Genomic DNA, 23,331 nt, shown 5'->3' with positions numbered 1-23,331 from the left:
TACGTTTTAATTCAAAACTGATATAAAATAGCGTAAATACAGGGATTTAACGCAATTCATAACCCTGAGGTCGGGAGTTCAAATCTCCCTCTCGCTACAAAATTAAATCTCTAGACAATTTGTTGTTTAGAGATTTTTTTTTACATATCCTAAACAATCTTCAAATTCTAGAAAACACCATTTTCTAAACTAAAAGCAACCTCAACTATTTGATTATGAATTTATTTTTACTATTAAGTAGGTAAATTCTTACTTATTTCTTTTTTACTATACTAATTCAGAAAAAAAATAATACCGATAAAAGTTATTTTATGTATCTTTTTACTTACTTTTTTACATATTTTATGTATTTCATCGATATTTTATGCATTTAATCGATAAAAAATTTTGTAGTTTCATTTATCCGTTATATTTTTGAATGGTTAAAAAGAAAAAAAACTAATACCATTTTTCGGGGAGGAAAAAAGATATGAAAACAATTACTTTAACATACAGAAACTTAATTCTACTAATAGGACTCTATTTATGTTCTACTTTAGGGTTCACACAAAGTTCACAAACCTTTAGTTCATCAGGTACTTGGACATGTCCAGCCGGTGTTACTACCATAACAGTAGAAGCTTGGGGTGCAGGTGGTGCAGGTGGAGGAAACGCATCAAACCGTGATGGTGGTGGTGGTGGTGGTGGTGGTGCTTACAGCAAATCAACTACAATTTCTGTTACACCTGGTGTTACCTACACTGTTAATGTTGGAACTGGAGGAACAGGTTCGACTGGTAATGGAACTGCAGGAGGAGATTCATGGTTTGATAGCACAACCGTATTACTTGCAAAAGGTGGTGCTGGAGGAATTTCAGGAACTCTAGTTTCTGGTGCTGCAGGTGGTAATGGTGGTGCTGCAGGAAGTGGTGTTGGAACAACAAAATTTTCTGGTGGACGAGGTGGTGCTGGAAGAAATAATAGTACTGGACGAGGTGGCCCTGGTGGATCTTCTGCTGGTACTGCTGCAAACGGAACATCCGGTGCTGCAACTTGGTCAACTATAACAGCTGGTGCTGCTCCTGCTGGAGGAGGAATGGGCGGAAATGGTGGAAATAGTACGTTAGATGGAAACTCTGGATCAATTCCTGGTGGTGGTGGTGGTGGTGCCGGAGAAAGAGTGTCAAGTACAATATTCACCAATGGTGGTGACGGCGCTGATGGACAAGTGATTATTTCTTGGTCTTGTGGATCTACAAATACTATTACTCTCTCCTCAAGTGTTGGTACAAATGCTCAAACCAGATGTATCAATACTGCAATTACAAATATTACTTATGCTACAACAGGGGCTACAGGTGCGACATTTAGCGGACTTCCTGCTGGGGTTAGTGGTACTTGGGTTTCCAATGTAGTGACCATTAGTGGAACTCCTACTGCTTCTGGAACTTTTAACTATACGGTGACTCTTACTGGAGGTTGCGGTGCTGTTACAGCTTCTGGAACTATAACAGTGACTCCTGCAAATACTATAGCCCTTACTTCTGCTGTTGGAACTAATGCTCAAACCAGATGTATCAACACTGGAATTACTAACATAACCTATGCTACAACCAGGGCTACTGGGGCTACATTTAGCGGACTTCCTGCTGGGGTTAATGGTAACTGGGCTTCTAATGTAGTGACCATTAGCGGAACACCAACTGCATCTGGAACTTTTAATTATACAGTGACTCTTACTGGTGGGTGCGGTGCTGTTACAGCTACTGGAACGATAACTGTTACTCCTGCAAATACTGCTACACTTACTTCTGCTGTTGGGACTAATGCTCAATCCAGCTGTATCAATACTGCTATTACTAACATAACCTATGCTACAACTGGTGCAACTGGTGCAACATTTAGCGGACTTCCTACTGGAGTTAGTGGTACTTGGGCCTCGAACGCAGCAACGATTACTGGAACTCCAACTGTATCTGGAACTTTTAACTACACGGTGACTCTCACTGGAGGTTGCGGTGCTGTTACAGCTACTGGAACTATAACTGTAAACAATTTTCCAACAGTAACTGGAACTACACCTAGAACTAGAACTGGAGCAGGAAGTGTTACCCTTGGAGCAACAGCTTCAATTGGAACATTAAATTGGTATGATTCATTGACTGGTGGTACATTGTTAGGTTCAGGAACAAGCTTTGTAACACCTGTAATCTCAACGACTACTACTTTCTATGTTGAGGCTGTTAATGGCGTTTGTTCTTCTTCTCCTAGAACTGCTGTTGTAGCAACAATTAATTATCCTGAAATAGACATACAAGGAAATGCAACCTCAATAACGAGTGGGGATGTTACTCCATCTACATCGGATTGGACTGATTTTGGTACAAACGTGATAAGAACATTTACCATTAGAAATATTGGTAGTGCTTTACTTACACTTGGACCAATTACAATCTCTGGGGCAGATGCTGGTGACTTTGTAGTTACCACTGAAACTAGTGGAAGCGTTGCAATTGGTTCAAATACAACATTTGTGATCACTTTCAATCCTTCAAGTGTTGGATTAAAAACAGCAACTGTATCTATCGACAATAATGATACTGATGAAAATCCTTACACTTTTGATATTCAAGGAACTGGAGTTGCACAAGAAATAGACATCCAAGGTAATTCAATTTCAATTAATAGTGGAGATAACTCCCCTTCTACATCAGATTGGACTGATTTTAGTACCGTTGCAGGAACAAGAACTTTCACAATTCGTAATACTGGAAATATAACTTTAAACATTGGCAGTATCACATTAACCGGTGCTAATGCTTCTGAATTTACTGTTACAACTCCTCCAAGCTCTACAGTTGGTGCATACGGAACAACTACTTTTACAGTAACATTCGCTCCAACAGCTATTAATACTAGAACAGCTACTATAAATATTGCAAATAACGACAGTAATGAAAATCCTTATACTTTTGCTCTACAAGGATTTGGAGTAATACCTGAAATTGACATTCAGGGTAATGCAACTTCAATAGTTGATGGTGATATTACACCTTCAACTTCTGATTGGACTGATTTTGGTTCTACCAATGCAACCAGAACATTCACCATCAATAACAATGGAAACATTACCCTTACTCTAGGAGCAATCACTATTGGTGGAACTAATGCTTCCGAATTTACTGTATTAACAGCACCAGCAGCAACAGTTCCAGCATTTGGTAGTACAACACTTACTATTAGATTTATACCAACAGCAGTAGGAACAAGATCTGCAACTTTTGCGATAGTTAATAATGATACTAACGAAAATCCATACAATTTTAATATTCAAGGAACAGGAACGCCAAGAGAAATAGATGTTCAAGGACTTAGCCTTTCAATTGCAAATGGAGATATGGTAGCTTCAGTTTCTGATGGAACAGATTTTGGCCCAGCAGATATTAACCTGGCGACTGTTACTCGTACTTTTACTATACTTAACACAGGATCGCTTTCTTTAACTATTTCAAACCCAACAATTACTGGGGTTAATGCTTCTGAATTTAGTATATCTGCAAATCCAGCTACCCTAACAATTGGTGCTGGTTCTAGTACAACATTTTCAGTAACTTTTAATCCAAGTGCAGTATTTACAAGATCTGCAACAATCAATATTGTAAATAATGATAGTGACGAAAACCCATACACTTTTAGGATACAAGGTACAGGTTTACTAGATAATGACGGTGACGGAATAGAAAACAACGCCGACCAAGATGATGATAATGATGGGATTATAGATACTGTAGAATGCGGAACTTGTGTGAGTGACCCATTTGTTAATGGAAGTTTTGAGTTACCAGTAATACCAGCAACATCCTATAGAATTCTTCCCACCTCAGATGTAACAGGTTGGCAAACAAGTGCTGAAGACTTTATTGAAATATGGAGTACTGGTTTTAATGGCGTTCCAGCAGCAGCTGGAAATCAATTCGCTGAATTAAATGCTAATATCCCTGGAACTTTATACCAGACATTTTGTTTGAACGGAGCAGGAGGAACTATCAACTGGGCTATTAAACACCGTGGAAGATCTGGTACTGATACTGCAGCTGTTCGATTTGGTGCTACTCTTGCAACTGTAGCAACTGTAGCAACAATGACTGATGGAAATACTGCATGGGGTTCTTATTCAGGTACTTTCGCTATTCCAGTTGGTCAAACTCAAATCGTCTTGGCATTTTCAGCCGTTTCATCAACGGGAGGATTATCGTATGGTAACTTTATTGATGACATACAAATTATCATAAACCAAAACTGCGTAGACACAGATGGTGATGCAATTGCTGACATTGTTGATATTGATAGTGATAACGATGGTATTCCAGATATTGAAGAAGGTGGATTTAAACAATACAGCAACAACACAGCTACTATGGATAAAACTAATGTAGCAAATTGGAAAGATACTAATGCAAACGGTATTAATGATTACATAGATTCTATGATTTCTGCAAGTACTTACGTAATTCCTGATACTGATGGAGATGGTATTTACAATCATTTAGATTTAGATAGTGATAACGATTCATTATGGGATGTTAATGAGGCTGGTCTTATAAATGGTGATGGAGATATCAATGATGATGGTAAAGGTGATGGTCTAGACGCAGAAGGTGATGGTTTACTAAATCTATTTGACAACTCAGCTGCATTTGGGTCTGCTTTCAGAGCTTACGCGCAAGATAGCGATGGTAATGGAATATCAGATTATTTACAATTGGATTCAAATGATGATGGTGTCAATGATATTCAAACAGGATTATATGGAAGTTTTGACGCTGATGGAGACGGAAAAATTGATGGCTCTGGAGATGTTGATAGAGATGGTATTACTGATACATTTGACACCGATGATGCTCTAAGAGGATCCCCTAGAGATCTAGATAGAAAATTATTCTTAGATTTTGATGGAAGAAATGATTATGCAGAAAATACTGCTATACTTGGCGGATTGGCTAATGCATCATTAATGGCTTGGATCGATTTAAATAGTGGATTTAATAGTGCAGGAACTATTGTGGGACAAGACAAATTCCACATTAAAATTTCAAGCACTAGATTACTACAAGCGGTGGTGAATGGTACAACACTAACTTTTGGAACTGCATTAAATAGATCTCAATGGTATCATGTTGCAGCAACTTTCGGTGATGGTAGTTTGAAACTTTACTTAAATGGAAAATTAGTCGCTACACAGGCAATTGCTGGAAGTATAGCTGCTGATGCTAGTAAACTAACATTAGGTAAAAATCCATTGACAAATACTAATTATTTCAAAGGTAAAATTGATGAAGTTAGAGTTTTCAACGTCACCCTAACAAACACTCAAGTAGAGAGAATGGTGTATCAAGAAATTCAAAATACAGCTTCACAAGTGAGAGGTGCAATTGTTCCTAAAGATATTGGTTCATTACCTTTTGCAAACGTATTGAGATATTACAGAATGGATACTTATAAAGATGATATAGTTGACGATTTAACAACAGCATCTGTCGATACAGGTACTGGAATGAAATTGTATAACCATAAAGTAATTAATTACCAACAAGCTCCTATGCCATTTACAACCATAAGAACTGGAACATTTTCAACTGCAGTTCATGATGCTACAAAAGACATCAGAGGTCTAGATGTTTTGGATTTTGATTATTCAATTATCCAAGTAAAACACAATATTACTGAGACTGCTAATAGTACTGATTTGGCTATGTTTGTTGATTCTGGAGTAACGGTTAAAATGACTAATGATACTAAACTTCAAAATGATTGGTATCTAGACTTAGATGGTAAAATTGATTTAGTTGGTAAATCACAATTGGTTCAAACAATCAATTCAGATTTAGAAGTAACTAGCGCAGGTTCGATTGAAAGAGACCAAAGTGGTCAATCTAACAAGTTCAACTATAACTATTGGTCATCACCTGTAGGAGCTTTGAGTACTACAAGCAACAACAATCCTTACACAGTTGATAGTGTAATGAAAGATGGTACTGACCCAAATAATATTAAAAACATCACATGGGTTCCAACCTATGATGGAGCTGCAACAAGTCCTATCACTCTAAGTAGCTATTGGATTTTTAAATTCCAAAATGTGAGTCCTGTATATGCAAACTGGGCGAAAATTGGACAAACAGGAAGCTTGTTAGCAGGTCAAGGATTTACGTTGAAAGGTAGCGCAGCTGCTACGGCAACTCAAAACTATACTTTCGTAGGAAAACCTAACAATGGTTCGATTACGAGTCCTATTGCGGCTAATAATTCTAATCTTAGTGGTAATCCATATCCAAGTGCTTTAGATGCTAATGCATTCATTAATGATAACTTAGCATCAACAACTGGTACACTTTATTTCTGGGAACATTACAGTACAAACAGTTCTCACATATTAGTACAGTACCAAGGTGGATATGCAACAAGAAACCTTGTTGGAGGAACTGCTCCAGTAGCTCCAGCTGGAATTAGCACATCGGGCTCAAGTTCAAGAGTTCCTGGAAGATATATCCCAGTTGGTCAAGGATTCTTTGTAAACGGAAGTGCAACAGGTGGAACAATTACCTTTAACAATAACCAAAGAGCATTTATCAAAGAAAATGACGCTGTAAACTCTAATCCTTTATTCAGACAAGCAGCTAGCTCAATTGTTGATAATCAATTTAATAATAAGCAAGATGCGGTTCCATCTGAAACTGAATTTACTAAAATTAGACTAGGATTCATTTCTGCGAATGATTTCCACAGACAATTACTAATTGGATTCATGAATGAAAATGCTACTAGCGGAATCGATGCAGGATATGATGCAACATTGCTTGATGTTCAACCAAACGATATGTATTTCTTAAATACTAATACCAAATTGGTAATTCAAGGAGACAGCTATTTTGATACTTCAAAAGTATATCCTTTAGGAGTTAAAACAGCAATTGAAGGTAAAGTGAAATTCAACTTAGATGCAACTGAAAAACTTGATTCGAATCAAAATGTTTATATCTACGATAACTTGACTAGCACTTACCACGACATTCGTAATCAAGCGTTTGAAGTAAATCTTCCAGCAGGTACAATTTCAGATCGCTTCTCATTGAGATTCAAAAATGATTCAGCATTAGGTGTTACTAATTTTGATGAAAATAAGGCTGTGGAGGTGTTATTTACGACTAACAACAACTCAATTATTATCAAAAATGACACATTAGATAGAACTGTAAAAACAGCTACTCTATACAACATACTAGGTCAGTCAATTCGCACTTGGGATGTTAAAAATGAGAATCAAACTAAAATTGAAATCCCAGTAACCAACTTAAGTACTGGAACATATATTGTAAAAGTTCATACAACTAAAGGTGATGTCAATAAAAAGATCATCATCAAATAAACCCTTTTTTCCCCAAATCAAAGGTAAAAAAAGCTTCTCTGTCGAGAAGCTTTTTTATTTTTGTTCAATTTAAGATTATGACAATCTATTTTTTAATTCTTCAAAATCAACTAAGACTTGTTCTCCCGAAACTAAATTTTTCAGAGCAAACTTTCCTTCATTCATTTCAGTTTCTCCAACAATTACAGCAAAAGGAATTTGGCGTTTATCAGCATACATAAATTGTTTGCCAACTTTAATATTATCAGGATACAGTTCTACCTTAACATTCGAAACTCGCAATTTTTGAATAGCTTGTAAAGCATAAAAAGCCTCTTTTTCACCATAGTTAATGAATAAGGCTTTGGAAGTTGCTGCGACTGTTTCAGGAAATAAATTCAATTCTTCGATAACCAAATATATTCTATCCAACCCAAATGAAATCCCGACACCGCTCACATCTTTCAATCCAAAGATGCCTGTCAAATCATCATATCTTCCGCCACCGCCAATAGAACCCATGGCAACAGACTTTGGTGGAGTAACTTCAAAAATAGCTCCTGTATAATAATTCAAACCGCGGGCTAGAGTAACATCCAAGTCTAAAATAGATTCTTTCAATCCTAATTTTATCACGTTATCACAAATAAATTGTAACTCCGCAACTCCTTTCATTCCTTCATCTGAAGAAGCTAGTAAATTTGAAAGTTGGTTGATTTTATCTGAAATGCTTCCCGTAAAATTAAAGAGTGGTTGAACTTTTTCGATAGCATTTTCGGAAATTCCTTTCTCTATCATCTCTTTTTTAACGCCGTTCTCTCCTATTTTATCAAGTTTATCTAGAGCAACCGTAAAATCGATTAATTTATTTTTAGCACCAATGACTTCGGCAATTCCAGATAGAATTTTCCGGTTGTTGATTTTGATGGTAACGCCTTTTAAACCTAAATCACTAAAAACAGCATCATATAATTGTACCAACTCCACTTCTTGCCATAATGATTTGGAACCTACCACATCGGCATCGCATTGATAAAATTCTCTAAAACGCCCCTTTTGTGGACGGTCTGCACGCCAAACAGGCTGTATTTGATATCTTTTAAATGGAAACTCAATTTCATTTTGATGTTGAACTACATATCTTGCAAAAGGTACAGTTAAATCATAACGAAGTGCTTTTTCGGAGATTTTTGAAGTTAATGGTTTGTAGTTTATCGTTTGTAGTTCCTCTTGAGATACTTTATCTAAATAATCCCCAGAATTCAGTATTTTGAAAATAAGCCTATCTCCTTCTTCACCATATTTTCCCATCAAGGTATCAGAATTTTCAAAGCTTGGTGTTTCTATCGGTTGAAAACCATATTTCTCGAAATTGTTCTTTATAATCGATATGATATACTGTCTTTTTGCCACCTCAACGGGCGAAAAATCTCTAGTGCCTTTTGGAATACTTGGTTTTGATGCCATTTTTTAAAGTTAGAAGTTAGAAGTTGGAAGTTAGAAGCTTAAAATTTCAAATTGTACTACTTCTGATTTCTAATCTCTAACTTCCTATTTCGTTTTGCAAATATCTTATTTTTAAAATAAATAATACTTGCTTCTAAAACAAACTTGTAACAAATAATGTAATTTCGTGTCAAATTACTATGATGCTGAATTTATTCAAAGAAAATGTCCGAATTGCTCTTGGCTCTATCAAAACGCAATTGTTGCGCACCATTCTTACTGTTTTAATTATCGCTATTGGGATTACAGCTTTAGTATGTATTTTGACTGTTGTTGCTGCTCTGGAAAACACAATATCAAGCAATTTTGCCTCCATGGGTTCCAACACGTTCAATATAGAACAATATGATATTTCAGAAAGAATTGGACGTAGAAATGAGCACAAAATTGACAATCCTATCATTTCTTATCCGGAAGCTACTGCCTTCAAACAAAAATACAACTACCCACTCACGAACACTTCGCTTTCATTTACGGCAACCTCAAATGCTGAAGTACGATTCGAATCTAAAAAAACCGATCCTGAAATTACCATAGTAGGTGTTGATGAATATTTTCTTCCTAACTCTGGTTTGGAAACCACACAAGGAAGAAATTTTACCAATTTTGATATTGCTAACAATACCTATTCTTGTATACTAGGTTCCGATTTTGAGAAAGGATTATTCAAAGACACCAATCCTATAGACAAAACACTTTCTATTCGTGGTGCTAAATTTAAAGTCATTGGCGTTTTAAAAGAAAAAGGCTCGACTTTTGGCAACAGTCAAGATTTAAGAGTTTTGATTCCCATTCAGGTGGCACGTTCTTTATTTACGGCACCCGACATTAACTATAAAATTAGTGTTATGGTGGATAAAAAAGAAGTATTAGACCAAGCTACTGACGAAGCCTACACTATGATGCGTAGAGTGAGAAAATTAAGCCCTGTAAAAGACAATAATTTTGGAATTTCTAGAAGCGATGATTTGATAAATAGAATCCTGAGTATTACACAATACCTAGGCGTTTCAGCTTGGGTTATCGGAATCATTACCATTTTTGGTTCCTCAATTGCCCTAATGAATATTATGTTGGTTTCAGTTACCGAAAGAACACGAGAAATTGGCATCCGAAAAGCTCTTGGAGCCAAGCGAGGCACTATTGCTTTACAGTTTTTTATGGAAACTTTAGTAATAGGACAGCTGGGTGGTTTACTGGGAATTATTTTAGGAATTCTCTCAGGCTACGGTATTGCGACCGCTATGAATTTTATTTTTGTGATTCCGTGGGCAGCCATTAGTGCAGCGTTTATAACTACCTTTGTCGTAGCTGTTGTTTCTGGTTCGTATCCTGCTTTAAAGGCTTCTAGATTGGACCCAATTGAGGCGTTGCGGTATGAGTAGATTGAGAAAAATGGAAAACTTCCTACTTCTAACCTCTTACTTCTCACTTCGAATCATCCTATCATTACCATAAATATCTTTTCTCAATTCAATATTTTGGAATCCTAAGTTCTCAAGCAATTCCAACGTTTCTTTTCCTAAATATTGATTGATTTCAAAATACAATTGTCCCTTTTCAGATAGACTTTTTTTAGCCAATTGCGCTATTTTTCGATAAAAAACAAGAGCATCATCATCGTCTACAAACAAAGCCAAATGCGGTTCGTTGTCCAAAACATTTTTTTTAATTTCCATCTTTTCTAAATTCCGAACATAAGGCGGATTGGAAACAATAATGTCATATTTAGTTGGAAGTTGGAAGTCGGAAGTTGGAAGTTGCTCTAAATCAGTAATTTTTAAAATATCTGTTTTGACAAAATGAATTGAAACATTATTATTTTTAACATTTATTTCGGCTGTAGCCAATGCCTTTTCAGAAACATCAATGGCAAAAACTTCAGCATTAGGAAGATTTTTTGCTAAAGAAATAGCTATGCAACCACTGCCGGTTCCAATGTCTAAAACTTTCAAATTTTCAATTGCAACTTCTGACTTCTGACTTCTAACTTCCGACTTCTGACTTTCTATAATCCAATCTACCAACTCCTCCGTTTCAGGACGCGGTATAAGGACATTTTCATTCACCTCAAATTTTAAACCATAAAAATTGGTGCTTCCTAAAATATATTGAATCGGAATTTCAAGTTGTAATTGTTTTAGAATCGCATTCCAAATTTGAATCTCCGATTCCGAAAATGCTAAATCTATTTGCAATGCCAAATCAATTCTTCTCAACTGATGCTTCTCCTCTAAAATCAAAAAAAAGAAACTCTCTGCTTCTCTTTCATCATAAAGAGGCGAAAGTTGCTTGATAAATTCGGATTTGTATTGTTTGATTAGCACTTTTTAATTTTTATAATTCTTTCAGCATCCACACGGGACACGAAGTATGACCAGTTGCTCCCAGCGGTTCACAAAGATATTCAAAACCTGCTTTCTGATACAATTTTTGGGCGGCTAACATCGTAGGAAGTGTTTCCAAATAACATTTTTTATATCCAAAATCTTTTGCTGCCTTCAAACATCGTTCCATCATTTGAGTTCCTAATCCCATCCCACGAGCCTCTGGCAAGAAATACATCTTTTGCAATTCGCAAATTGAATTCTCTTCATTTTCAAGTGGTCCTATTCCTGCTCCGCCAATAATCTTTTCATTATTTTCAATAACAAAATACATTGATTTTGGTTCAGAATACGTTTCAAATAAAAAATCCAAATGTGGGTCGGCGTAGGCTGTTCCTACTTTTGGCGCACCCATTTCCATTAAAACCGTTCTTACTATTGCCGCAATTGCTGGATTATCTCGCTTTTGGATTTCTCTAATAACTATATGATTCATTCTAAAAGTAAAATCTTATTTTTGTGAAGTGAAGATACATCAAAAATACATGCAACGTTGCATTGAACTCGCCAAAAATGGCTTGGCTTCTGCTATGCCCAATCCTTCTGTAGGCGCTGTAATCGTTCATGAAAACAAAATTATTGGCGAAGGATATACATCTGCATACGGTGGTGCTCATGCCGAAGTAAATGCTATTCGTGCTGTAAAAAACAAATCTTTGTTAGGAGAATCAACTCTTTATGTGAGTTTAGAACCCTGCAGTCATCATGGAAAAACACCACCTTGTTGTGATTTAATTGTAGATCATAAAATCCCAAATGCGGTGATAGGAACTGTCGACTCTAATGAAAAAGTTGCTGGAAATGGAATTAAAAAACTAATCGAAGCGGGCGTAAATGTAACTTTTGGAATTCTTGAAAAAGAGTGCAGAGCATCCAATATTCGGTTTTTTACTTTTCATGAAAAAAAACGGCCTTATATCATCCTAAAATGGGCTGAAAGTCAAGATGGATATATCGCCCCAAAAACAAAGCAGGAACAAAAACCCGTTTGGATTACCAATGTATTTTCACGGCAAATAGTTCACAAATGGCGAAGCGAAGAACAGGCTATTCTTGTTGGTACCCAAACAGTCATTGACGACAATCCAAAATTAAATGTTCGGGATTGGGTTGGTAAAAATCCAGTTCGATTTGTTTTAGACCAAAACAACAGAATTCCCAAAGAAAGTCATATCTTTGATAATCAAGCAAGAACCATCGTTTTTTCTTCTGCTGAAATTGATTTTAGTAGAAACATAGCCATTCAAATTGCAGATTTTTTATTCAAAAACAATATTCAATCTGTACTCATTGAAGGTGGAAAACAAACTATACAAACCTTTATTGATGCAAATCTTTGGGATGAAGCTCGCGTTTTTAAAGGAAAATTATTTTTTGAAAACGGAACAAAAGCGCCCATTTTACAATCAGAATGGACGGAAAGACAATTCATTTTAGAGGATGAACTTTTAATTTTTAAGAATTATGATTAACACTATTATTTTCGATTTTGGAGATATCTTTATCAATCTAGACAAAGAAGGTTCAGTTAATGAATTCAAAAAATTAGGTTTAGAAAGCCCTAATCAAGTACTTTTAGAAAAAAATGATTTGTTCGAAAAGGGGAAAATTTCCGAATTAGAGTTTATTGAGAGTTTTCAAAAATTCATCCCTAATGCTAGTATCGACGATATTAGAAAGGCTTGGAACAAAATTATTGGTGATTTTCCACTATATCGATTGGAGTTTTTGCAAATGCTTGTGGGCAAATATCGCCTTTTTTTATTGACCAATACTGATTCTATTCACATTGAACATTTTGAACATAAAGTAGGACAATCTTTTTCTAGAGATTTTTATCAATGCTTCGAAAAAGTACATTACTCCTATGAAATGGGTATGAGAAAACCAGATGAAGCTATCTTTAATTATCTTATAAAACATCACGATTTGTCACCCAAACGCACTTTGTTTATCGATGACAAAAAAGAGAATACTGATGCCGCGGAAAGATTAGGAATACAAGTTTGGAATTTACAAGTAGGTCAAGAAGATGTGGTAGATTTGTTTGAAAAAAAGATTTTATAACCTTTGGATTCGATTGATAGTTACAAAACCATAGCAGCGCCATCAGAAGAAATTCTTTATAAAGAAAAGAATAGCAAATTCTACGGATATGCATTTCCTATTAACTCAGAGGACGAAGTTAAAACACTTATCGAACCATTGAAGAAAAAGCATTTTAATGCTGTCCATTTCTGTTATGCGTATCAAACGGGTACCAATCCAATATATTTTCGTGCTAATGATGATGGCGAGCCCAGTAATAGTGCTGGAATGCCCATTTATGGACAGATACAATCTTTTGGTGTTACCAATGTTTTAGTAGTTATTGTTCGCTATTTTGGCGGAACAAAATTGGGTGTTGGTGGTCTGATTTCTGCCTACAGAACTGCGGCGCAAATGACATTAGAAGTTGCATCAATCGTGAGCAAAACAATCAATGTCCATTTTCTTGTTACTTTCGACTATAAAAACATCAACAAAATCATGAGAGTAATTAAAGAAAAAAACATAGAAATTATAGCTCAAAAAATGGAACTAAATTGCGAAATAGAAATCGCTACTCGAAAGAAAAATGCTGAAGCGATTTTCAATACCTTCAATTCTATGTTCGAAATTGAAATTAAAAATAAGGAATGAATTATTTACTCTTGAAATTCTTCTAAAAGTAATTTAACATTATCAGGAGGTGTTACTGGTCTACCCGTTTTTAAATCAACAAAAACCAAAATAAATTCTGCAGTTGTTAATAACTCATTTTCTTCACTCCAAATTTCACAGTCAAATTCTATCTTAACCGAACTATGTTTTCTGAAATTGGTTTTAACAGTCAACAAATCATCATAACGTGCTGGCTTTTTGTAGTTTAATGTCATCGAAACTATGGGAAGTGCAATTCCATTTTCTTCAAGGCTTTTGTAAGAAATCCCTTTGTCTCTAAGCCATTCAACCCTTCCTATCTCAAAATAAGGAATATAATTACCGTGATAGACCACTCCCATTTGGTCTGTTTCTGAATAACGAACTCGAACTTGAATTTGATGACTTTTCATATTTTTCTTAACATTTTTATGGTATCTTTACTGTCGAAAAAAAATCGCCTTACGACAATATTTTTAAAAAATCAACCTGTTTTTTATTTTTTTTTAACGATTTTTGTTCACATATTTGTTACCCCAAATAAGAGATAAATCCTAGCTATTTTTCTTTGTAAGATAACCTTTAATAAAAATACAAATTTAACAAAAAATATGAGCAAAACTGCGCAATCAGTATGGGAAAATTGTCTTTCGTTTATTAAAGATAATATCCAAGACCAAGCTTACAAAACTTGGTTTGAACCGATTAAGTCTGTTGAGCTTACCGATAATGCTCTATACATCCAAGTTCCTAGTAAATTTTTCTACGAATGGTTGGAAGAACATTACGTAAAATTGTTAAAAGTAGCCCTTACAAAAGAGCTTGGAAAAAACGCCAAGTTACTCTACAAAATCAAAATGGAAAATACCTATGGTAACAAACAACCTTTCATGGAACAGTTACCTAGTGCGCACAGAAGTTCAATGAAACCTCAAGAGGTTGATGCTCCTTTTAAAAATTTAAGTCCTGAGTTAAAAAATCCTTTTGTAATTCCAGGAATTAGAAATTTAAAAATAGAATCTCAACTGAATGCCAATTACAGTTTTGATAATTTCCTTGAAGGTGATTCAAATCGATTGGCACGTTCAGCAGGTATGGCTGTGGCTAACAAACCTGGCGGAACTTCATTCAATCCGTTGCTTATTTTTGGTGGTGTTGGTTTGGGTAAAACCCATTTAGCACATGCTATAGGTGTCGAAATCAAAGATAAATACCCAGAAAAAACTGTTTTATATATTTCAGCTGAAATCTTTACGCAACAGTATATTGATTCTGTAAAGAAAAATAATAGAAATGACTTTATTCACTTCTATCAATTAATTGACGTGTTAATCATTGATGATGTTCAATTTCTATCAGGAAAATCGGGAACTCAAGATGTGTTTTTCCATATCTTTAATTATTTGCACCAAAACGGGAAACAAGTTATCCTTACTTCAGACAAGGCTCCCGTTGATATGCAAGATATTGAACAACGATTGCTTTCTCGTTTCAAATGGGGATTGTCTGCAGAATTACACCAGCCTGATTATGAGACACGAATTTCTATCTTGAAAAATATTCTGTACCGTGATGGTGTAGATATGCCTGAAGAAATCATCGAATATGTTGCTAGAAATATCAAATCGAATGTAAGAGAATTGGAAGGCGCAATTATTTCTTTGATTGCTCAATCTTCTTTTAACAAGAAAGAAGTTACTATAGAATTAGCAAAACATGTTGTTGAGAAATTTGTCAAAAATGTAAAGAGAGAAATCTCTATCGATTATATACAAAAAATTGTCTCCGACTATTTCCAATTGGATTTAGAAACATTACAATCTAAAACTAGAAAACGCCACGTAGTTCAAGCAAGACAACTAGCCATGTTCTTTGCTAAAAAATTCACCAAAGCTTCATTAGCTAACATTGGTTCACAAATTGGAGATCGCGACCACGCAACTGTGCTTCACGCATGCAAAACTGTCGACAATTTAGTATCTACTGACAAACAATTCAAAAAATTTGTTGACGACATCAACAAAAAATTAACGCTATAAATGCCAGTTAAAATTTTAATGGTTTGCCTTGGTAACATCTGTCGATCGCCATTGGCAGAAGGATTATTGGCATCTAAATTACCCAAAGAAACTTTTATAGTAGATTCTGCTGGCACAGGAAATTGGCATGTAGGTAAACAACCTGATGAGCGATCTATTGCTGTTGCCAAAAAAAACAAAATTGATATTTCTCATCAAAAAGGAAGACAATTTAAAGCGACCGATTTTGATACTTTTGATTACATCTATGTCATGGATAATTCCAATTATAATGATGTAATTAAACTAGCTAAGAACGAGGAACAAAGAAATAAAGTACAACTCATTTTAAACGAGCTCTTTCCTGGCGAAAATGTAGACGTTCCAGATCCTTACTACGGATTACAAAATGGTTTCGACTCAGTATTTTCCATGCTAGAAAAATCATGCGAGGCTATTGCTGAAAAATTGATGGCAAAACACTCTAAATCGGAACCATCAAAAAAGAGTTTTACCTGTGGAAAATTATATCTTATTCCGACTACTCTAGGCGAAAGTGAACCCTTAGATGTTTTACCACATACCGTTAAAAGGACTATTGAACTCATTGACGATTACATCGTTGAAAATGAAAAAACAGCTCGTAAATTTATCAAAAGTATTTACCCTGAAAAAGTCCAATCTTCGCTTAGATTAAGTGCGTTGAACAAACATACCGAAGTGACCGAGTATACCAAAATGATACAACCTTGTCTCGAAGGGAAAAATATTGGTTTAATGTCCGAGGCTGGATGTCCTGGTGTTGCAGATCCTGGGGCAATAATTGTAAAATTGGCTCATGAAAAAAACATTCAAGTAGTACCATTAGTGGGTCCGTCCTCAATTCTTTTAGCTATGATGGCTTCTGGTATGAATGGTCAAAATTTTGCGTTTAATGGATATCTGCCCATTGATAAAGCAGAAAAAAAGACAATTTTAAAAAATTTAGAAAAAGTATCTCAAGATAAAAATCAGTCTCAAATTTTTATAGAAACGCCTTATAGAAATAACAAAATGCTTGAGGACATTGTACAAGCTCTTCAACCTAACACTTACCTCTGTGTGGCTGCTGATATTACTCTACCTACTGAATATATAAAAACAATGAGAGTTTCTGACTGGAAAAAAACAAAAATAGAATTACACAATCGACCCGCAATTTTCATAATTCACAAAACATAAAAAAACCGCTCAAAGCGGTTTTTTTCATATTGTGTAACTTCAAGAAATCAATGTACTCTTGCATCATTTTCGGCAATAATTCCTGTGGTTTCATAACCTCCGAAATCTCTCATGTATGTCTTAACTGAAGTTCCGTATTCATCCTTACATTTCAAAGAACCATTGCTATTTAAAAACCGTTTTACAGAACCTACTCCTCCTAAATGGGCTGCAGCTAAAATTCCCGATTCGGTAACTTTTACGCCTCCAACAATTTTTCCAGAAAATTTTTCTATTTCATCTTTCAGTTCCCACTTATTTTTAGAGAGAAGTGTCACAAATGCTTTCTCTTGTAGTTTTGGGCTGTTTAAAAAAGCTAAACTGTCATTAATACCAATTGTTTTTAAAGTTTCAGAACCAAATTGGTATTTTCCCATATACCCTAACGAATTGATTTTATGGTACTTTCCTTGAGATTCTTTGAAAGCAATAGCTTCTTTGAATCCGATAAAGAACTTTCCAGTAAAAGGGACATTTAAATTGGTGTAATCTTTTTGTTCTAAAGAGGGAAATAAATAAGACAATTCATCTTTTTCATTTACCTGAAACCAGTTGTGGTTATTCAATTCGAAAGGTTTAAAACCTGAACTTAAGTAGGCGATTATTAAAATAAGACTCGTGTAAAAAGACCATTTTTTTATCATGTTTTGTTTTTCTTCATGACCTGTCACATCAAGAAATTTCTACGGTGCAAATATACAATAAAAAATAGAAAACTGAAAATCAATCAGTTAAAGTTTTCTAAAAGTAGAAGTAATATAATTTTGGTTTTCCTTTACCATTGATTTCAAACGTTGGAGCGGGGATTTTGATGGTATTAAAAATGGAAAAAAAAGTTTTTAAAAAGTGTGATTTTGTATCAATTTTAGTCAAATCGGCATCGAAACTGAGATAAAATTGACGGAATCTTTTCGATTCTGGGAGAAAAATAGTATTAACTAAAGTCGCTTCTCCAGTAATCATTCCCTGAGCGCCGTATCCAAAAGCTAAATTCAACCACTTAGGGATTTTTGCTTCTTTTATAAAAGAACTACAATTAACTGATAACCAATAGGTTTGCCCGTTGTAATCTTTAATAATTTGTTCGTTTAGTGAACTTCCCAAAACATTTGGTCGAACAGCAGCATAGGCTGTTGTATGAAACGAGAATTTTGGTACGATACGTTGCTCTTTCCACAATAATTCTTGTGAGACATAAAGAGCTGTTCCAGAAGCATTGGCTACAACATCACCCATAGAAGCACCCCAATTGGAAGAATATCCATCCATGATTTCCACAGCTGTTAGAAAAGCAAATCCAAAGGTTGAACCGTAAAGTAATTGATTCTTCCTACTCGCTCCACTCCATTGAAAAGCATCTTTGCTGAAACGACCCAATTGATAGGATGAAAAAACATGTCCTGCCTTATCCATTTGGAGCCATTCGGCATTATCGTTTATGAAATGAAAATTTGATTTTGGATAATCAGCATACCAAAGTTGATTCAGTCCAATTAAAACGCCTGCAGAAAGTACAGATTCTGAAATAATCACCATATTTCTTCTCTGAACATTCAGAGAATCTGATGGTTTTAAAAATAGATTTAATTTATTTTGAGAAAGTACTGAAAATGAAAATAGAAATAAGATGAAATAAAGTGGATTATTTACTTTCAAAATCTACCTTTTTATTCCTTGCTGATTTACCCATGCAACGTACTTCTGACGATTCACCTCATGCTGAGCAGGTGTAACCGCAAACTCATGATACCCAAAACGAGTTACACTGGCACAAAAATAAATATAGTTATGCTTTTCTGGATTTAAAACGGCATCTAGAGCAGTAATGTCGGGCATGGCAATTGGCCCTGGTGGTAATCCCGGGTACATATAAGTATTGTAAGGAGAATCAGTAACCAAATCTTTATTCAAAACTCTTTTGATTACTTGATTAAAATCACCTGATTTCAACTTAACCGCATAGATAACTGTTGGATCTGCTTCGAGCTTAATTCCTCTCTCTAAACGATTCAGATAAACTCCAGCTACTTTTGGTCGTTCATCTCTTTTTACTGTCTCTTTATGAACAATAGAAGCTAAGATGGAAACTTGAATAGGAGTTAAATTCAGTTGCTTTGCTTTTTCTAAACGCGCATCGGTCCAAAATTTACGGTATTCCTTAGCCATCTTATCGCGGAATTTGGTTGCATTCGTATTCCAGAAAAACTCATAGGAATTTGGAATAAACATGCTTAAAACATTCTCTTCTGTAAATCCATTTTCTTCTAAGAATTTTTTATCTCTAAAAGCGGTCAATAAACTAAGGCTGTCGGCTTCAATTTGTGAACCTATTCTTCCGGCAAAATTTTCCAATCGTTCTTGGTTGTTAAAAGCTAAATTTACAGGAACGTTCAATCGCAAGGAATTTACAATTTCGTTGCTATTCATTCCTTTTTTTAATAAAAAACGCCCCGATTTATCAGATCGATCTGGGTAGGATTTCTTATTGGCTACCATTTCAAAACGATTCATATCCTCAATATAAGGTGAAACTATTTTCTTAACCTCATCGTAGGTAGCATCAGTTGGAATATAAATATAAATTTCACTCTCATTGAATTTAGTATTGGCACCGAAAATGTCTCGGTACAAAATATATCCATAAACAATTAGACCTGTAATTAGAATAACTGAAAGTATGCCGACGATTTTCTTAAAGTTCAAAATAGATTGTTTTAGAATAGATTATTAATTAATTGAAATAGTGCTTCGTCCTTATAACGACCATTAATCAAATTCCATTGTTTTTTAACACCAATGTTCTGAAATCCAAAATTAGTAAAAAGAGCTAAACTTACTTCATTTTCTAAATCAATATTAGCGTATAATTGATGTAAATTTAATTTGGTAAAAGAATATCGTATCAACAAGTCTAATGCTTCTGTCCCTATTCCTGAATTCCTATTCCCTGAATCTTTTATAAGAATACCTACTCCTGCTCTATTATTTCTAGGATCAAAATCGAATAAATCGATTAATCCAATGGCTTCAAAATCATGATTTTTGCAAATTGCCAAACGCAATTGCTTGGCTTCATAAATATCTTGATGGGCATTTTCTAAATATTGACGAATCAAAAATCGGCTGTAAGGAGTTTGTGTATTGCTCACTTCCCAAATAGATTCGTCATTTTCTATAGCATAAATAAACTCTAAATCTTCCGGTTCTAGTGCTCGCAAATAGATATTTTCACCTTTTAGGGTTACCATGTAATCGTTCCTTTAAAAACAAACTCGGCTGGACCTTTTAAAAAGACATTGGTAAACTTCCCTTCATTTTTTTCAAATGAAACTTCCAATTTTCCTCCTTGAACATGGAGTTGCACATTATTGGAATGTGTTTTTCCTAAACTGTTCATAGCAATTGCTGCTGCCGTTGCACCTGTTCCACAAGACAAGGTCTCGTCTTCCACTCCTCTTTCATAGGTTCTAATCGCAAAAGTGTTTTCAGAGATTTGTTCTACAAAATTTACGTTACTTCCTACTTTTCCGTACAAATCACTATAACGGATTTTCGCTCCTGTATCTTTTACATTAAAGTTTGCCAAATCGGATACAAGTTCAACATGGTGAGGCGAACCAGTATCTAAAAACACATATTCTGGTGTTATTTTTACAGCATCCACTGACTTCATCTGAAGAGAGATGATTCCGTCATTAGCTATTGTGGCTTGATGCAAACCGTCTGTTGCTATAAAAACCGTTTGATTTTCAATAACCTTTAACTCTTTGGCGAAAGCTACTAAACATCTGCCTCCATTGCCACACATCGAACTTTGATTCCCATCGGAATTGTAATATACCATTCTGAAATCTGTTTCAGTGTCATTTTCTAAAAGAATTAATCCATCAGCTCCTATACCAAAACGTCTATCGCACAAGCGTTCAATCAATTTGACATTATCTTTTGGAAAAAAATTGGTTCGATTGTCAATCATCACGAAATCATTCCCTGTGCCTTGGTATTTGTAAAATTCTGTTTGCATTTTCTTAATTGTAATACCACAAAAGTACAACTATTAATTAAAAGTTAATCATTGTTAAACGTGCGTTAAAGCCTGTTTTTCGAAAAAATATTTTTTTAATTTTACTTCAAATAATATAAAAACGATTAACAATGAAAAGATTTGGAAATTTATTTTTAGTCTCTTTATTAAGCGGGGTAACTACTCTGGGTGCCTATAAGTTGCTGTTTGAAAGTGATTTGATGCAAAGAAAATCGGTTGTAACAGTTGCGCCAGAAAATTATTCAAGAAATGTGGGATTAGGAGCTGAAGCAATAGATTTTACCGAAGCGGCTGACAAAACAGTTCATACGGTTGTTCACGTAAAGAATGTTTCTTACAGAACTACTACAAATCCAATGTTAGAATTTTTCTTTGGTTTTAATGGCGGTCAGCAACAGCAGCAACAACAAATTGGAACTGGTTCGGGAGTAATTATCTCAGAGGATGGTTATATCGTAACCAATAATCACGTGATTAAAGATGCTTCAGAAATAGAGATTACACTTAATAATAAGAAAACCTACAAAGCAAAACTAATTGGCACTGATGCTAAAATGGATATTGCCGTATTAAAAATTGATGCGGACGAGAAATTACCCTATACCGTTTTTGCCGATTCTGATAATGTAAAAGTTGGCGAATGGGTTTTGGCTGTTGGAAATCCTTACAATCTTACTTCTACAGTTACTGCAGGAATTGTCTCAGCTAAGGCAAGAAATTTAGATACTAATGGCATTCAATCTTTCATACAAACCGATGCGGCCGTAAATCCAGGAAATAGTGGTGGTGCGTTGGTGAATACCCATGGCGAATTAGTAGGTATCAATACTATGATTTCCTCACAAACAGGGTCTTATGTAGGCTATTCATTTGCGGTTCCTTCCAATATTACTCGTAAAATTATCCAAGATATCATGGAATATGGTAACGTGCAAAGAGGTGTTCTAGGTGTGGAAGGAGCTGAATTGAATGGAGCAGCTTCAAAAGAATTGGGTATCAAGCAAACGCAAGGATTTTATATTAAAAAGACAACCAAAAATTCAGGTGCTGAAAAATCAGGTTTGACAACTGGAGATGTTATCATAAAATTAGACAATCAAAACATTTCCACATTTGCAGAATTATCAGGATATATCAATACGAAAAGACCTGATGATAAAGTAATTGTTACATTTATCCGCAAAGACAAAACAATGACGGTTCCAGTAACCTTATCTAAAATTGATATTGCTAGCACCGAATTTAAAGGACTTGAACTTGAGAATATTACGCCTACTGACAAGAAAAAATTCAGAATAGATTATGGTGTAAAAATAAAAGACCTTAACAATGACCGCTTGAATGCTTACGCTAATGATTTAAAAGGAGGAATTATTTTAAGTATCGGTAATTCTAAAGTCACTGATATAGAATCAGCATCGAAAATCCTTTCTAATATCGATGAGCAACAAACCGTGCAAATAGAAATGATTACTGCAGGGGGGCAAGTTATTCGATTAATCCTATAAACTATTTTCTTACTTAATTTTTATACTAAAAAGCCATCTTAAAATTAAGGTGGCTTTTTTATTATCGCATTTTTATATTGGCAAAACAGTTGTGCCCTTAACCTCAGATAGTATAAAAAAACTATTGATTAAAGAAACTTCAGGTAAAACTGAGAGTTTTTTTTGATGAAAATCATGATAGCTTTCCATATCTGGCAGAACAATCTTCAGCATATAATCAAAATTTCCAGACACAAAATTGCATTCAACAACTTCAGGTAAATTTAAAATTGACTTATTGAATGATTCTGAGATATCATACGTTTGTTTGACCAAAGTTACTTGACAATAAACTGTCAGATGTATACCTACTTTTTTCTTATTCAAAACAGTAGCATACTTCTCAATTATTCCTTCTTTTTCAAGACGCTTCACTCGATCATGAACAGGTGTCAAAGAAAGATTGATTTGATTTGCAATATCTTTCAGTGTCAAGTGCGCATTTTCTTGCAAAAGACGTAAGATTTTTTTGTCAGTTTCATCTATATTCATAATGAAAAGA

General features: G+C 34.9%; 18 protein-coding genes and 1 pseudogene. 9 read left to right on the top strand and 10 right to left on the bottom strand.

Annotated elements, in window-relative coordinates:
* The first annotated feature begins 469 nt into the window (after window positions 1-469).
* Window positions 470-7,405, top strand: coding sequence for a choice-of-anchor D domain-containing protein (locus AC23L6_RS03245; RefSeq protein ID WP_487560863.1), 6,936 nt, complete (start codon window positions 470-472; stop codon window positions 7,403-7,405).
* Between the two features lie 75 nt (window positions 7,406-7,480).
* Here AC23L6_RS03245 and hisS read toward each other — a convergent pair whose 3' ends face one another.
* Window positions 7,481-8,851, bottom strand: a complete 1,371-nt coding sequence (hisS, locus tag AC23L6_RS03240; protein WP_487560862.1) for a histidine--tRNA ligase — start codon at window positions 8,849-8,851, stop codon at window positions 7,481-7,483.
* Between the two features lie 179 nt (window positions 8,852-9,030).
* Here hisS and AC23L6_RS03235 point away from each other — a divergent pair, with 179 nt between their 5' ends.
* Window positions 9,031-10,275, top strand: coding sequence for an ABC transporter permease (locus AC23L6_RS03235; RefSeq protein ID WP_487560861.1), 1,245 nt, complete (start codon window positions 9,031-9,033; stop codon window positions 10,273-10,275).
* A gap of 36 nt (window positions 10,276-10,311) precedes the next feature.
* Here the strand turns inward: AC23L6_RS03235 and prmC are convergent, their stop codons facing one another.
* Together prmC and AC23L6_RS03225 are read right to left on the bottom strand one after the other, a co-directional pair.
* On the bottom strand, window positions 10,312-11,217 hold the full coding sequence (gene prmC / locus AC23L6_RS03230; protein WP_487560860.1) for a peptide chain release factor N(5)-glutamine methyltransferase: 906 nt from the start codon (window positions 11,215-11,217) through the stop codon (window positions 10,312-10,314).
* Window positions 11,218-11,227: 10 nt separating this feature from the next.
* Window positions 11,228-11,713, bottom strand: a complete 486-nt coding sequence (locus AC23L6_RS03225; RefSeq protein WP_487560859.1) for a GNAT family N-acetyltransferase — start codon at window positions 11,711-11,713, stop codon at window positions 11,228-11,230.
* Window positions 11,714-11,741: 28 nt separating this feature from the next.
* Here AC23L6_RS03225 and ribD point away from each other — a divergent pair, with 28 nt between their 5' ends.
* Genes ribD through AC23L6_RS03210 form a run of 3 tightly spaced genes read left to right on the top strand, consistent with a single transcriptional unit; the run spans window position 11,742 to window position 13,959 of the window.
* Window positions 11,742-12,749: a bifunctional diaminohydroxyphosphoribosylaminopyrimidine deaminase/5-amino-6-(5-phosphoribosylamino)uracil reductase RibD gene (ribD, locus tag AC23L6_RS03220; RefSeq protein ID WP_487560858.1), complete on the top strand. Its 1,008-nt coding sequence runs from the start codon at window positions 11,742-11,744 to the stop codon at window positions 12,747-12,749.
* The gene (locus AC23L6_RS03215; protein WP_487560857.1) at window positions 12,742-13,344 is read left to right on the top strand and encodes an HAD family hydrolase; all 603 of its coding nucleotides are present in this window, start codon (window positions 12,742-12,744) and stop codon (window positions 13,342-13,344) included. The genes ribD and AC23L6_RS03215 overlap by 8 nt, the downstream gene beginning before the upstream one ends.
* A 3-nt stretch (window positions 13,345-13,347) precedes the next feature.
* On the top strand, window positions 13,348-13,959 hold the full coding sequence (locus AC23L6_RS03210; RefSeq protein ID WP_487560856.1) for an IMPACT family protein: 612 nt from the start codon (window positions 13,348-13,350) through the stop codon (window positions 13,957-13,959).
* 5 nt (window positions 13,960-13,964) lie between these two features.
* Here AC23L6_RS03210 and AC23L6_RS03205 read toward each other — a convergent pair whose 3' ends face one another.
* Entirely contained in the window at window positions 13,965-14,372 is a 408-nt protein-coding gene (locus AC23L6_RS03205; RefSeq protein ID WP_487560855.1) for an acyl-CoA thioesterase, read from the bottom strand.
* A gap of 198 nt (window positions 14,373-14,570) precedes the next feature.
* On the opposite strand from AC23L6_RS03205, the gene dnaA reads away from it, so the two are divergent.
* The 3 genes and pseudogenes from dnaA (at window position 14,571) to AC23L6_RS03190 (ending at window position 17,198) form a co-directional block, all read left to right on the top strand.
* Complete coding sequence (gene dnaA, locus AC23L6_RS03200) at window positions 14,571-15,998, top strand: chromosomal replication initiator protein DnaA (protein ID WP_487560854.1); 1,428 nt, start codon at window positions 14,571-14,573, stop codon at window positions 15,996-15,998.
* Window positions 15,999-16,445, top strand: a pseudogene (locus tag AC23L6_RS03195) (low molecular weight protein-tyrosine-phosphatase); the annotation flags it as partial. It abuts the gene before it with no gap.
* 3 nt (window positions 16,446-16,448) lie between these two features.
* Window positions 16,449-17,198: an SAM-dependent methyltransferase gene (locus AC23L6_RS03190; RefSeq protein ID WP_487560892.1), complete on the top strand. Its 750-nt coding sequence runs from the start codon at window positions 16,449-16,451 to the stop codon at window positions 17,196-17,198.
* A gap of 47 nt (window positions 17,199-17,245) precedes the next feature.
* Here AC23L6_RS03190 and AC23L6_RS03185 read toward each other — a convergent pair whose 3' ends face one another.
* The 5 genes from AC23L6_RS03185 to dapF form a co-directional block, all read right to left on the bottom strand.
* A complete protein-coding gene (locus AC23L6_RS03185; protein ID WP_487560852.1) occupies window positions 17,246-17,803 on the bottom strand; it encodes a peptidoglycan-binding protein LysM in 558 nt (185 codons plus the stop codon).
* A 175-nt stretch (window positions 17,804-17,978) separates the two neighbouring features.
* Window positions 17,979-18,893 (bottom strand): DUF2279 domain-containing protein, encoded by a 915-nt coding sequence (locus AC23L6_RS03180; RefSeq protein ID WP_487560851.1) that lies wholly within the window; start codon window positions 18,891-18,893, stop codon window positions 17,979-17,981.
* A 3-nt stretch (window positions 18,894-18,896) separates the two neighbouring features.
* A complete protein-coding gene (mltG, locus tag AC23L6_RS03175; RefSeq protein ID WP_487560850.1) occupies window positions 18,897-19,940 on the bottom strand; it encodes an endolytic transglycosylase MltG in 1,044 nt (347 codons plus the stop codon).
* Between the two features lie 11 nt (window positions 19,941-19,951).
* Window positions 19,952-20,485 (bottom strand): GNAT family N-acetyltransferase, encoded by a 534-nt coding sequence (locus AC23L6_RS03170; protein ID WP_487560849.1) that lies wholly within the window; start codon window positions 20,483-20,485, stop codon window positions 19,952-19,954.
* Window positions 20,479-21,261, bottom strand: coding sequence for a diaminopimelate epimerase (gene dapF, locus AC23L6_RS03165; protein ID WP_487560848.1), 783 nt, complete (start codon window positions 21,259-21,261; stop codon window positions 20,479-20,481). The genes AC23L6_RS03170 and dapF overlap by 7 nt, the downstream gene beginning before the upstream one ends.
* A 131-nt stretch (window positions 21,262-21,392) precedes the next feature.
* Between dapF and AC23L6_RS03160 the strand changes: the two genes are divergently transcribed.
* Window positions 21,393-22,790, top strand: a complete 1,398-nt coding sequence (locus tag AC23L6_RS03160; RefSeq protein WP_487560847.1) for a Do family serine endopeptidase — start codon at window positions 21,393-21,395, stop codon at window positions 22,788-22,790.
* Between the two features lie 72 nt (window positions 22,791-22,862).
* On the opposite strand, the gene AC23L6_RS03155 is transcribed toward AC23L6_RS03160, so the two are convergent.
* Window positions 22,863-23,321, bottom strand: coding sequence for an Lrp/AsnC family transcriptional regulator (locus AC23L6_RS03155; protein ID WP_487560846.1), 459 nt, complete (start codon window positions 23,319-23,321; stop codon window positions 22,863-22,865).
* Between the last annotated feature and the right edge of the window lie 10 nt (window positions 23,322-23,331).

Source organism: Flavobacterium sp. R1_16, from assembly GCF_057652095.1.
This window is presented reverse-complemented; position numbering and strand designations above follow the sequence as displayed.